The 13757-nt window shown below is 38.6% G+C and carries 12 protein-coding genes; 5 read left to right on the top strand and 7 right to left on the bottom strand.

Features of this window, described 5'->3' with window-relative positions:
* The first annotated feature begins 8 nt into the window (after positions 1-8).
* Together H4J59_RS06865 and H4J59_RS06860 are read left to right on the top strand one after the other, a co-directional pair.
* A complete protein-coding gene (locus H4J59_RS06865) occupies positions 9-1493 on the top strand; it encodes a uroporphyrinogen-III C-methyltransferase (RefSeq protein WP_182237950.1) in 1485 nt (494 codons plus the stop codon).
* A complete protein-coding gene (locus H4J59_RS06860) occupies positions 1493-2683 on the top strand; it encodes a heme biosynthesis HemY N-terminal domain-containing protein (protein WP_182237949.1) in 1191 nt (396 codons plus the stop codon). The genes H4J59_RS06865 and H4J59_RS06860 overlap by 1 nt, the downstream gene beginning before the upstream one ends.
* Positions 2684-2770: 87 nt before the next feature.
* On the opposite strand, the gene arfA is transcribed toward H4J59_RS06860, so the two are convergent.
* Positions 2771-2974, bottom strand: coding sequence for an alternative ribosome rescue factor ArfA (gene arfA, locus H4J59_RS06855; RefSeq protein ID WP_182237947.1), 204 nt, complete (start codon positions 2972-2974; stop codon positions 2771-2773).
* Positions 2975-3116: 142 nt separating this feature from the next.
* Here arfA and H4J59_RS06850 point away from each other — a divergent pair, with 142 nt between their 5' ends.
* Complete coding sequence (locus H4J59_RS06850) at positions 3117-3800, top strand: DUF2982 domain-containing protein (RefSeq protein ID WP_182237944.1); 684 nt, start codon at positions 3117-3119, stop codon at positions 3798-3800.
* A gap of 270 nt (positions 3801-4070) precedes the next feature.
* On the opposite strand, the gene fre is transcribed toward H4J59_RS06850, so the two are convergent.
* The 3 genes from fre to trxA form a co-directional block, all read right to left on the bottom strand.
* The gene (fre, locus tag H4J59_RS06845; RefSeq protein ID WP_182196514.1) at positions 4071-4766 is read right to left on the bottom strand and encodes an NAD(P)H-flavin reductase; all 696 of its coding nucleotides are present in this window, start codon (positions 4764-4766) and stop codon (positions 4071-4073) included.
* 620 nt (positions 4767-5386) lie between these two features.
* Positions 5387-6646: a transcription termination factor Rho gene (rho, locus tag H4J59_RS06840; protein ID WP_182137176.1), complete on the bottom strand. Its 1260-nt coding sequence runs from the start codon at positions 6644-6646 to the stop codon at positions 5387-5389.
* Positions 6647-6833: 187 nt separating this feature from the next.
* Complete coding sequence (gene trxA / locus H4J59_RS06835; protein ID WP_182186423.1) at positions 6834-7160, bottom strand: thioredoxin TrxA; 327 nt, start codon at positions 7158-7160, stop codon at positions 6834-6836.
* 187 nt (positions 7161-7347) lie between these two features.
* Between trxA and rhlB the strand changes: the two genes are divergently transcribed.
* Both rhlB and H4J59_RS06825 read left to right on the top strand, forming a co-directional pair.
* Positions 7348-8613, top strand: coding sequence for an ATP-dependent RNA helicase RhlB (rhlB, locus tag H4J59_RS06830; RefSeq protein WP_182237942.1), 1266 nt, complete (start codon positions 7348-7350; stop codon positions 8611-8613).
* Between the two features lie 3 nt (positions 8614-8616).
* Positions 8617-10155: a guanosine-5'-triphosphate,3'-diphosphate pyrophosphatase gene (locus H4J59_RS06825; protein WP_259369419.1), complete on the top strand. Its 1539-nt coding sequence runs from the start codon at positions 8617-8619 to the stop codon at positions 10153-10155.
* Positions 10156-10306: 151 nt separating this feature from the next.
* On the opposite strand, the gene hemB is transcribed toward H4J59_RS06825, so the two are convergent.
* From hemB to H4J59_RS06810, 3 genes are all read right to left on the bottom strand, one after another.
* The gene (hemB, locus tag H4J59_RS06820) at positions 10307-11323 is read right to left on the bottom strand and encodes a porphobilinogen synthase (protein ID WP_182237940.1); all 1017 of its coding nucleotides are present in this window, start codon (positions 11321-11323) and stop codon (positions 10307-10309) included.
* Between the two features lie 199 nt (positions 11324-11522).
* A complete protein-coding gene (locus tag H4J59_RS19360; protein WP_259369418.1) occupies positions 11523-12968 on the bottom strand; it encodes a diguanylate cyclase in 1446 nt (481 codons plus the stop codon).
* Entirely contained in the window at positions 12961-13755 is a 795-nt protein-coding gene (locus H4J59_RS06810) for a TatD family hydrolase (protein WP_182237938.1), read from the bottom strand. Before H4J59_RS06810 ends, H4J59_RS19360 begins: the two co-directional genes overlap by 8 nt.
* Positions 13756-13757 lie beyond the last annotated feature (2 nt).

Here is a 13757-nt window from a genome sequence, read left to right as displayed (position 1 = left end):
ATCAGTTCATGAGCGATAAAAAACCACCCGAGCAAACCAAAGCCGATAATAATACTTCAGCGGTTGACAAGCACGTTGAACATCAAGCCAACTTATCTGCGTCTTCGAATAAACCGGCAACGGCTGATAATCCAGAAAAATCTCCAGATAAAGCTGAAAATATAACTGAAGCTAAAACAAAGGTCACTGCTGCAAAAAGCACCAGGGAGACTCAGCCATCATCAAATAAAAACCATGATAAGAGCACAGCACCTGTGAAAAATACCGCATCTAGCACATCAAGCAAGTCGACAACTGCCGGTACGGTAACGCTGGCAGAAAAAAGCACAGCAAGCCATGTTAAGCAAAGTACGCAGAAAACTTCAAAAACGGCAGTGGTAGCATTAATGATTGGATTATTGGCTATTGCTGCCAGTGCGGGTCACTATTATTGGAGTGAACAACAAAAAGCTCAATATAGCTTGCAACTTAATGAGCTTGTAAAACGCCAATTAGTCGAAAATCAGCAGCAAATTGCCCAACAACTGTTAGAAAACAAACAGCGTATTGCTCAGCAATTCTCACAAAGTAAACAAGCAAGAACTGCTGAGCTAAACGCGCTGCGTAAAAACCTTGAACAAGGTGATAATCTGACAAAAAGTCACAGTGAAACGCTGGCACAATTACAGCAGCAAGTGGCAAGTTTAGGTAACAACCAACCTAGTGATTGGTTGTTACAAGAAGCTGAATACCTTATTCGAGTAGCGTCAAGAAGCTTGTGGTTAGAAAAAGAAACCAGTGCTGCTATTAGTTTACTTAATGACGCCGACTTACGTATTAAACAATTAAATGACCCCCAGTTTTTCGCCTTGCGTCAAATTATTCAGCAGGATATCGCCAAGCTAGCATTACTACCGACATTAACAACAGATAACGCTATTTTAAAGCTGATGACACTGGCTCAACAAACTCAGCAATTACCGCTAATAAAGACTCATACTTCAGCGAATAATGATCACGAAATCGATGATGAATTAAGCGAAAATGCGAGTGATTGGCGGGAAAATCTTGCTAAAACATGGCACAGTATCACGGCTAAATTTCTTACTATTAGTAAAAAATCAGCAGATTCTAAGCCATTAATGTCTCCCGAGTTTACACAAAACTTACGTGAAAATTTAAACTTGAAGTTACAAACTGCCATATGGGCGGCCAGTAAAATGAATCAAGAAATTTATCAACAATCGCTAATTGAAATTAATCATTGGCTCAAAGATTATTTTGATATGAGCGATATGGGTAACCAGAATTTTTCAAATACTATTCTAAAGTTACAAAACGAAGTTATTAGCGCTGAATACCCGAATAGATTAGATTCTCTGGCAGCCGTTAGACAGTTATTATCTACTAAAAAGCAGCTTGTGATACCGTCGAAAGAAAAGCCTAGTGCGGCTGACGTATCAACAGAAACCGTCACTGAGCCGGTTGCTGTTGATCAGCAAGAGGGCGCGTAATGATAAAAATAATTATACTGATCGTTTTCATCATCGCATTAGTCGCGGTTGCTCCAACACTTATTAGTGACCCAGGCTATATGCAAATATCTTTTGGTGGAACGGTGATAGAATCGACTGTGGTTGCTGGCGTTATCATGTTAACGCTGATTTTTATTACCTTACTGCTTAGCCTTAAATTTTTCCGTGGCGGGCTAAATTTTAGCTTCGCCGCTTGGAATAAAATTGCTTTTGCTAGTCGTCGACGTGCGCTGAAAGATTTTAACAAAGGCATTGCAGCCTATGTGTTAGGTGACTATAAACAAGCAGAGCACTTATTAGCTAAATCATCAGCTAAGGCCTCATCTTTTGAGCAAATCGCTTACCTTGTTGCCGCAGATGCTGCGCAAAAACAAGAGTTAAAACCAAACACCGACCACTATTTATCCTTGCTAGAACAAACCACTAGCAGCTTAAAAGACCCAGGGTTAGAAACGGTATTAATTAAAATTAAATTACTGATCGGTCAGCAGAATTACCCACAAGCACGTACTGTGATCGATCAATACCATAAGCATATCGGGCATGACGCACGGCTGTTATCGTTAGAAATAGAGTTAAGCTTAATTGAACAGCGTTTTGATTATGTTATTAAGCAGTTAAATACCGCTGAAAAACAAAAATCGATTAGTCCAAACACTATCACGCAATGGCAACAGCAAGCGTTTTACGGCGCCTTTAATAGCCAAATTAAACAATATGATAATAATGCTTTGATGGCTTATTATCAGCAACTGCCAAAGAAAGTGAAGCAGTTAGAAACAGTCGTGCTTGCTTATTGTCAGGTCTTAGCAGAAAACCAAGTTAATGCACCTTTAGCCAAATTATTATTACCAATAATAAAAAAAGGGGCAGCAATTAACCTGCTAAAAGCGGTCAGAACATTACCTATTACCCAAGCTGATGAGCTAATGGCGGCGGCACAGAAACACTTACACAGTGCGCCACAAAATGCCCTTTGGTTGTCATTGGTTGCCCACTTTGCCAAGGTTTCACAGCAATGGTTGTTAGCAGAAAAGGCCTTTAATAGCTTAGTAAACCTGGAAGAGAAGCAGTATGATAAAGTCGATTTATTGGCTTTTTCACAAGTCCTTGAACACCAAGGTCAACTTGAAAAGGCGAATCAAGTCCTGAGAAAAATTCACGCATAATGACTCGCGGCTAACAGGCACTGATCAGCAGTAGGTAGACGTATAAAGTTTAAAAGCCCTATTTAATAATGGTTACAACCTAAGGGCTTAAACCGCTATTAAATAGGACTCTTGTCCTTTATGTTTTTGTGTTTTTTGATAAGCACCCTTACCTTTTTTAGCGGTAACTATTTGCTGTTTATACAATTTTGACGTAACAACAGCTGCTAGAAAATTATCTTTAATAACCCCACGGCCTAATTCACAACCACCTTGATTTTTTTGATGTTTTTTTACTTTAGTCTTTGTCATATTAGTTTACCTTTTACTTGGTTTATTAAGTTAAATTACTACAAAATTATTGCTTCGCAACCAAAACGCGCAGAGTATATACGAATGAAAAAATTATGCACAAGTTTTAAATAAGATTAATTAATTACCACCATAAAAACTTATGAAAAAAAATAATAATGTCATGAAAATTAAAGCCGTCGCCCGTCATCATGGTTTATTTATCACCATAACTGGGTTTATAGCTTTACTTATGATGGCTTGGCTATGCAGCTATTATTGGCAGCAAGCACGCTTTCCTTTAATGTTTATGGTCCTTGTTTGCTTAGTGACGATATTTATCGGTTTACTAAAATTAGCTGAACCAGCACACAGTTTGATCCTGACAGCTGAAACCTTAACTTTTCATCATCGTCATGGTCGTTGGCAACTTAATTGGCAACGGATCCGCAACATACATTGCGTGACCAATACGGTCGGCATCAGCCGTGAAGAATTAAATTACGTTGGCATAAAACTAAGTTCGATAGATAGCCTAGCAAACAATATTTCTCTGCGTTTAGCCAACCGGATGATCCACGAACAAAAGCCCCTAATTCACTATTGTATTAAGCATCAATTACTAACTTTTGAGCAAGGTATTTTAAATTTTGAACCTTACATTTTAAAAGATGGTAGCATCATTAAAGGGCCATTAGCCGCTTTTTTGCATCATAGTGAGATATTACATCATGCACTTGGCGCGCACCTATTTATTGCCGCAAGCAATTTAAATGGCTCAATTGACGACTTTGTATTTTTAGCAAATACTTACTTAGCTAATGCGAAAGAAGCCTATTATCTATGAGTATACGCATATAGTGATCATCAATAATCTTTAAAAAAAACCTGTAAATGAGGCCTGTCTCAACCCTGATGAGCAGTTAGACATGTAACCTGGGCATTTACACCTATATCTGTTCGATGAGGTTTGTGAGTTAGTTGTGCGCAGAAAATAAATTAAGGCTGATGTTTATTGTTTCAGACTAAACCCAAGTATTCACGTCCATGTGCTCACCACAATAGCCCTAGGCTATTTTAACCACTAAAAGTGGTCAATAATTTAATAAAATTGTTATTAAATAAAAGCAAAGGCATCAGCATACATATGTTCAATTAATGCGCCTTGTTTAACAAAGTCTTCACGCACAGCAGCGACCATTTCAAAACGGCCAGCTAAGTAAATGTCATAATCAACTAAGTTGTTAACTTCTGCCATCACTACTTTATGTACCATGCCTGTGCGACCTTGCCAATCATCATTCGGCGCTTCAATTACAGGGGTAAATTTACCATTGGGTAACTTATTAATGATGGCCGCTGTTTGCTCTAGCTCATAACACGCACTCGGGTCACGTAAGCCCCAGTAAACGATAACTTCACGTTCAGAATGCTGTAATGCTAAATATTCAAACATAGATTTTATGTATGAAAACCCTGTCCCACCGGCAATAAGTAATAATGGGCGTGTACTTTCTTCGCGTAATTGCGCATTACCCAACGGCATTTCGATGGTAACTTCAGTGTTGGCTTTAATGTGCTCAATAACTTGCATTGGATAACTGTCTGAGCCAAAAGCACCAATTTGTAATTCAATTAATTGTGCACCTGGGGCACTAGCAATTGAAAAAGGGCGTTTATCATCGTCACTCATTACAAAATTTAAATATTGTCCGGCAGAAAAATCAACAGGCTGACTTGGCTTTAAAAGCGCCTTATAAACATGCTCTGTTAATGGTGTTAACGACGCTACCTGACATGTAATCACTTTCATTTATTTTGTACCTTATTACTGCCTGCTTGTTGTTTTGCTACAGTATTATTAGTGTATGAGTTACAGCAATTAGACTAACTAAATACTGTTTTTAAATGGTCTGACTAAGAGATTTTAGTTCTGCTAATTTCTCTAATGGATTAATGAAATCTTTTAAACTACTCTATTAGAATTGAACCAAAAATTTGTCGGTATTATAACGGTTGAAAGATAAAATCCCTAATTGATAGTAATATGATGTAAATTATTTTTTGACTCTGATCGTCATTGCAATACTAAAGCTGCTTTATACCCGCTCGATTGATGCTGACATTACCGTTCCTAGGACTTCGGTCATTACTCCCATACAACTCGACTAATTTACAGCCATCTAAGAACATCACTTCTCGACATGAATAAATCCTTATACTTCGAGTTAGAATAACAAAAAAAACAAAACAAAGCAGGAGCATATTATTGAGCAATAGCAGGCAAGCGTGATTGAAAGGAAAACGGATATCAAATGTTTAGGCCAACTTAGCAGCAGCCATTATTTTTCAATTACTATAAGCAGGTGATTTTATTGCTGATATAAAAATGCCAGCATTTGCTGGCATTTTTAAACAATATTTATCTTGGTATTACTGGCGCTTCATTGAATCAAAAAACTCATTATTAGTTTTTGTCATCGCCAGTTTATCAATCATGAATTCCATCGCGTCAATTTCACCCATTTCATGGACGATTTTACGTAATATCCACATTTTTTGTAATTCATCAGGCTTAGTTAATAGCTCTTCGCGACGTGTGCCACTGCGGTTAAAATGAATGGCTGGGAAAACACGTTTTTCCGCAATTTTGCGTGATAAGTGTAGTTCCATATTACCTGTGCCTTTAAACTCTTCGTAGATAACTTCATCCATTTTAGAGCCAGTATCAACAAGGGCTGTTGCTATGATGGTTAAGCTACCGCCTTCTTCAATATTACGCGCTGCACCGAAAAAGCGTTTTGGACGATGTAGGGCATTAGCATCAACACCACCGGTTAATATTTTACCTGATGATGGAATAACCGTATTGTACGCACGTGCTAGTCGAGTAATTGAATCTAGTAAAATAACCACATCTTTTTTATGTTCAACTAAACGTTTTGCTTTTTCAATAACCATTTCTGCTACTTGAACATGACGACTCGCTGGCTCATCAAAGGTAGAAGCAATAACTTCACCTTTAACTAAGCGCTGCATTTCTGTTACTTCTTCCGGGCGCTCATCAATAAGTAATACCATTAATTCAGCATCGGGATGATTATGGGCAATGCTTTGGGCAATATTTTGTAGTAATAAAGTTTTACCCGCTTTTGGTGGTGCAACGATCAAACCACGTTGTCCTTTACCAATCGGTGACGCTAAATCTAACACACGTGCGGTAATATCTTCAGTCGAACCGTTACCGCGTTCCATCGTCATACGGTTGGTTGGGTGAATAGGTGTTAGGTTTTCAAAAAGAATTTTATTACGAGAATTTTCAGGTCGATCAAAGTTAACTTCATTAACTTTTAATAGTGCAAAATAACGTTCGCCATCTTTTGGTGGGCGAATTTTACCGTTAATAGTATCGCCGGTACGCATGCTAAATCGGCGTATTTGGCTTGGTGATACATAAATATCATCAGGACCGGCTAAATAAGAAGAATCTGCTGATCGCAAAAAGCCAAAGCCATCTTGTAGAATTTCTAAAACACCACTACCAAAAATATCTTCACCACTTTTAGCATGGGCTTTTAAAATGGCAAAAATAATGTCTTGCTTGCGATTACGAGCTAAATGCTCCAATTTCATTGATTCTGCGAGCTGAATTAGTTCGCTGATCGACTTTTCTTTAAGTTCATTAAGATTCATAGTGGTGGGTTCTTAGACTATTTAGGTTGTTATGCTGCGCCGTTTGGCGATTTAGGATGTTTGAGTATGGTGTTGAGATGTTCTTTTGTTCGAAATCTAAATTTAGCATTAAAAAGCAAAGCAGTAAAGGATCACTTAGTTGATCTTTAGCTAAAAAACAAAAAGGCCCGATTATTCGGGCCTTTTTTTATAAATTCTTATCAATAAACTCTTTTAATTGAGTTTTTGATAACGCACCAACTTTAGTGTCAGCGACAACGCCATCTTTGAATAGTAACAGCGTAGGAATACCACGAATGCCATATTTAGGTGGAGTGTTAGAATTTTGATCAATGTTTAATTTACCGATAGTTAATTTACCAGCATATTCTTCAGCAACGTCATTTAACAACGGCGCGATCATTTTACATGGTCCACACCATTCAGCCCAAAAATCAACTAGGACTAAACCAGATGCATTGATTACATCAGTGTCGAAACTTTCATCAGTTAACTGAACAATTTTATCGCTCATTTATATCTCCATTAAAGGTGGCCTATCGCCAATTGGTTAAGATTATACCTTCATCACCATTAATTACCAACATTGATATATAACAGTTATCGACGTTTTATTTCAAAATCAACTAATGCTATCAATTTATTAAGGCTTTTATGTGAATCTAATTTTTATTAATAGCGTAACCTGTTAAGCTAGCGGTATGAAAAAAACACACTTAACAGAAATAAAGTTCTCCGAACTTAAGCTCGAGCCTACCGTGGTAAACGGCCTCGAATCAATGGGCTTTGAATATTGTACTGCAATTCAAGCAAAGTCTCTTCCTATACTCATGACGGGCAAAGATATTGCCGGTCAAGCGCAAACTGGTGAAGGTAAAACTATTGCCTTTTTAGCTGCAACATTTCATCATTTATTACAGAAAAAAGATGTTAGCCACAATCAACCGCGTGCCTTAATTATGGCGCCAACACGTGAGCTTGCTATTCAAATTCATCGCGATGCCATTGAAATGGCAAAAAGTACTGGGTTACGCCTTGGTATTGTATATGGTGGTGAAGGTTACGAAAGTCAACGCCAAGAACTTGAACAAGGTGTAGATATTTTGATCGGCACTTGTGGTCGCTTACTTGATTACTTAAAACAAGGTATTTATAACCTTAGTAATATTGAAGTTGTGGTACTTGATGAAGCTGATCGTATGTTCGATTTAGGCTTTATTAAAGACATTCGTTATATGTTTGGAAAAATGCCGGCAGCGAATGAGCGTTTAAGTATGCTATTTTCTGCTACCTTATCTTTTCGGGTTAAAGAATTAGCTTTTGAACACATGAACGATCCTGACAGTGTTGAAGTAGAACCTGACCAGAAAACCAATGTTCGTATTTCTGAAGAGCTATTTTATCCTTCTAACGAAGATAAAATGTCTTTACTACAAACATTGATTGAAGAAGATTGGCCAGATAAAGCGATTATTTTTGCCAATACTAAACATGTTTGTGAAAAAATATATGCCCACCTTGAAGCGGATAATATTCGCGTTGGTATGCTTACCGGTGACGTTATTCAAAAGAAACGTCTGAAAATTTTAGAGCAATTTACCGCGGGGCAACTCGATGTTTTAGTCGCTACCGATGTAGCGGCACGTGGTTTACATATTGAAGCCGTGACTCATGTATTTAATTTCGATTTACCTGATGACTGTGAAGATTATGTACATCGTATTGGCCGTACAGGTCGAGCGGGTGCTACTGGCCATGCCATTAGTTTAGCATGCGAGCAATATGTTTTTAATTTACCCGCCATTGAAAGCTACATTGATCATTCATTACCTGTCAGTAAATATAATCATGATGCGCTATTGACCGACTTACCAAGACCTAAACCACGCCCGCGTCGTCATAAACCTCACAATGGTGGCCAAAATCGAAGCCGCAATTCAGGTACTAGGCCTCAAAGGAACAGCTAATTAATGACGACCACTTCAATGGAGACTTTATCACCTCTGTATGCCGTGGTCGATTTAGGCTCTAATAGCTTCCATATGTTACTCACTCGACAACTTGCCGATAGTGTGCAGGTTGTTGACAAAGTAAAGCGTAAAGTGCGCCTTGCTGATGGCCTGAGTGCAGAAAACATATTGTCTGAGCAAGCCATGGCAAAAGGCTTAGAATGTTTAAGTTTTTTTGCCGAGCGCCTGCAAGATATCCCCAAAGAAAATATTCGAATTGTTGCCACCGCCACCTTAAGGTTAGCGCATAATCGTGCTGATTTTATGGCCAAAGCTGAGAAGGTTTTGGGGCATAAAATTACCTTGTTAAGTGGCATTGCTGAAGCTAAGCATATATACCTTGGCGTAGCTCATACCAGTTATAGCGCAGATAAACGCTTAGTTTTAGATATTGGCGGTGCTAGTACTGAAATTATTGTTGGCCGAGGCTTTAGGGTCAAACAAGCCCATAGCCTTAACTTGGGTTGCGTCACTTATAATCAACAGTTTTTCCCCGATGGTACGCTTACGGCTGAAAACTTCGCTAATGCAATATCCGCCGCTGAACAGACTATTGCAACGGTAAAAGCTGGTTTTTGTGATATCGGTTGGCAATGCGTATTAGGAGGGTCAGGTACTATGCAAGCATTAGCCGAAATGTTGATTTATCAACATAAGCCTAGTGTGCTTTCATTGGACTTTCTTTATCAGGTTCAAAAAAAATTACAAACCTTTGAGCATATCAAGGATATTAATTTACCTGGTTTATCAACAGAAAGAAGCCCTGTGATTGCCAGTGGCTTAGCTATTCTTATTGCCTTATTTCAACAATTTTCTATTCAACAATTAACACTATCTAGTGGAGCCTTACGTGAAGGCTTACTATACGAAATGTTGCCCAATAGTCACACGACTAATATTCGCCAGCGCACTATTCAGGCGTTAAGCCAACGTTTTCATATTGATCAACAACATGCCGATAGTGTTAAGCGGCAAATTCGCACGCTGTTTACCCAATTGAAAAGCACATGGCATTTACCTGAGGGCAATGCATTAGCGTTATTATTGGCCAGTGGGGACTTGCATGAGATAGGCTTATTGCTTGAATACAAATACCATCAACAGCACAGTGCCTATATTCTTACTCATGCAGATCTCGCGGGCTTTAGTCAGCCAGATCGGCAATTACTGGTTAGTTTGGTTACACTTTATAAAGGTGATATCAACCAAGCGCTTATTGAACAACAATCAGCGATAGACGCTGATTGTGCGACAAAATTATTAATTATTCTTCGCTTAGCGGTCAAATTGTGCCGTCGCCGCAAAGACGATAAATTACCAAACTACCGCATAAGGCTCAATGAGAAAGCTTTGCACTTGTCCTTACCCAAAGTTTGGCTCATGCAACACGCGCTAATTCATGATGAATTAAAGCAAGAAAATGACCATATTGCCCGCCTAGGTTATCGCTTGCACATTGACTGTGAAAATGAATTAAGTGTCTTGGCCACGCCAGACTGAAAAATCATCAAACTTGTACTGTTAACACTTATAATAATTAGCGTCTGGAAGAAAAATCGGCCCTTGCTCCTGAGCATAAAAAAGCCGTGCTATATAGCACGACTATTAATGACAGTAAATTCAGCACAGCTTTGAGTATTTCAACGGCTGTTTACGCGCTTTGTTCTTCTTTTAACCAACGCGCTACTCGCTTAGCAAAATAGGTAAGAATGCCATCTGCTCCAGCTCGCTTAAACGCCAACAAACCTTCCATTACACAAGGTTTTTCTGCTAACCAACCATTTTGAATTGCGGCCATGTGCATGGCATATTCACCACTGACTTGATAAGCATAAGTCGGCACTTGAAAATTATCTTTTACTCGGCGCACAATATCTAAATATGGCATACCTGGCTTAACCATCACCATATCGGCACCTTCATGAATATCTTGTGCGACCTCATGCAAGGCCTCATTACTATTGGCGGGATCCATTTGATAAGAAAATTTATTACCCCCTTTGATATTACCTGCAGAGCCTACCGCATCACGAAACGGACCATAGTAGCTAGAGGCAAATTTGGCAGAATAAGCCAGTATTTTCGTATTAACAAAATGGTGCAGCTCTAACTCTTGACGAATGGCGCCAATACGACCATCCATCATATCTGAAGGAGCAACAACATCAGCACCCGCTTGTGCATGAGACAAGGCTTGTTTAACTAAAATATCCTTAGTCACGTCATTAAGCACATAACCGTTATCATCGATAATGCCATCTTGACCATGGGTAGTGAATGGGTCTAAGGCAACATCAGTGATCACACCTAAGCTTGGAAAATTTTCCTTCACTGCTCGTACGGTGCGTTGAGCCAAACCATCAACGTTATAAGCTTCTTCAGCCAACAGTGATTTTTTATCAGTCGGGGTTACTGGAAAAATAGCAATCGCAGGTATGCCTAAATCGACCAGTTCCTGACATTCTTCTAATAACAGATCGATACTCTTACGTTCGACACCCGGCATAGAGGTAATAGCTTCACACTGGTTTTCACCTTCTAAGACAAAAACAGGGTAAATCAGATCATTTACACTCAGTTGATGTTCTGACATTAAACGTCGTGAAAAGTCATCAGAGCGCATGCGACGCATACGACGGGCGGGATATTGGCCAAAGACGTTGTTCATACTTATTTCCTATAATAATTTAATTTTACTTTTCTATACGTATAACCATGCCCATTGAGTTAATGTATTCACAATTTTGCTTATCAGCTTTTTAAGCTGGCTCCTAGGAAACTCAGTAGCTATTAAATGAAGGCTCAAAATGTATGATAAATAACTATACCCAACATATTTTGCTTTTTATCAAATCGCTACTGAAGCACTAAGTTGACAGATTCATTATTTCAATGGGTATTACTTGTACTTGATCTCGACCCGCTTGCTTAGCTTTATACAGAGCCTTATCCGCCCTATCAAACATGATTTCAGGTGTCATACCTTGCTCTTGCTGATACGTTGTCACACCACAACTGACGGTTAAATGAATAACGTTTTCATGATTGAAAATATGTTGCTTGCGCACACTTTGACAAATTTCTTCTGCCAAAGCTAAAGCCCCTTTTTTATCTGTTTCAGGCAGGACCAAGCAAAACTCCTCTCCACCATAGCGACAAGCAACATCAGTACTGCGGCGCAATAAAACGTTAATCATACTAGCCACTTCAACAATGCATTTATCACCGGTTAAATGGCCATAACTATCGTTCACTTTTTTAAAATAATCGATATCAATCAAGATCAGGCTAAGGGGTGTTAAGTTACGGCGACTACGCCTAAATTCTGCCATTATTTTTTCATCATAATAACGACGATTATAAAGCCCTGATAATTCATCAAGGGTATTTTTTTCTTTTAACGTTTGATTGACTAATTCTAATTCTTGCAGGGCAATATTTAATTCTAAAGTTCTTTCTTGCACTCGATTTTCCAATTGCTCTTGGCTTTCATCATGTAAAGTTAACAACTTTTTCTGAGTAGTGTAGGAAATTTTTGCTCTGGCTAACACTTGTTGTTGAGCTGATTTTTCATCTCGGATATGGTAATAATATTTACGCCCCATCAAATAGCTCATCATAATCGCCATAAACCAAAAAGCCAGCATATCTAGACCATTCATCATCTGAGTAGAAAAGTGCCAGTAATAGAGTAAATAATTAATAACATTAAAGCTTAATTGCACCAGCAGAATGAGTGAATATATTTTTGGTAAACGCCCCCTGTTTTCTGTGATAGTACTAGTAACGTAGAGTAGCGCAAGCAAACTAATACTTATGGGTATTTGGGTTAATAACCAAGTAGCTCTATCGTTAAATATATAACTTAAGGGCACCATAATCGCCATGATAATGGTTAAGGCGAGTAATAATTGATAATTATTTTCACCAGACTTTTTTAGGGGAAATAATTTAATCGTAAAGCAGAAAAACAGCATGTTAGACAAGTTGGCGAGTAGTAAACCTTCAGTATTGAGGAGATAAATACTGTCAGTGAATAGGCCAAAAAATGACATGCCACCAGCAACCAAAATACTGAGCGATTTTAGGGCAAAAAATAACGCTAAAATTGCCATACTGCAACTATGCATGGCGCTAGCCCAAGTAAAGCAGATTAAAGACAGGAGCAAACTGCTACCGATAAATATGTGCTGTATAGGTAAGGGTAATAACAAACTTGGCTTAGTAAGCAAAAGCATACCTTGAGCATTCACCACAGCAAGTATTAACAAGGCAATAAAAAAACCAATAATAGTGAGGTATAAATTACGCATTGCGAGTACTTAAATTGAAAACGCTTTCACTATTAAGGCTCGTTTGTTTGATAATTTCCTGTTCACTATAACCCATTAATTCGGCTAACACAGTGACAATATAAGGTAAGTAGCTGGGTTCATTTCGGCTACTTTTGGGTTTTGGACGAATGTTTCTTGGCGTTAAATAAGGCGCATCTGTTTCGATCATCAGTCGTTCTAGTGGAATAAAAGGCACAATATCGCGTAACGCTTGACCTCGACGCTCATCGCAAAGCCATCCTGTAATACCAATATACATGTCAGCATCTATGCACTGCTGTAACTCTTTTTGATTGCCGGTAAAGCAATGGGAAACCATCGCGGGAATACGAGCAATATAAGGTTTTAAAATTTCAAACCAAGGTTCGAAAGCATCACGTTGATGTAAGAATAAGGGTAATTGAAGTTGCTCTGCTAACGCTACTTGCTGAGTAAAAACGTTTTTCTGATTGACGGCACTTGAGAAATTACGATTAAAGTCTAGTCCGCACTCACCAATCGCTTTAACGCAGCTATTTTCAGCTAAATCAGCTAGTTGTTGTTGGAAGTTTTTCTCGGCATGGTCTGCGTCATGCGGATGAATACCGGCAGTACTATATAAGTAGTCTGGATAGTGCTGGCAAAGCTCAATCGCTTGCTTACTTGCAAAAATATTAGTGCCAGTTACCAGTAAGGCATTAATGTTTTTTGCTTTAGCGCGGGCAATAACAGCAGAAAGATCTTTGTCAAACCGTGTATTTGTTAAGTTGACACCAATATCAATCAAGT

The organism is Colwellia sp. MB02u-10 (assembly GCF_014077185.1).
GTDB lineage: Bacteria > Pseudomonadota > Gammaproteobacteria > Enterobacterales > Alteromonadaceae > Cognaticolwellia.
Note: the sequence above shows the minus strand (reverse complement) of the source record. Positions and strands in the feature narration are given on the sequence as shown.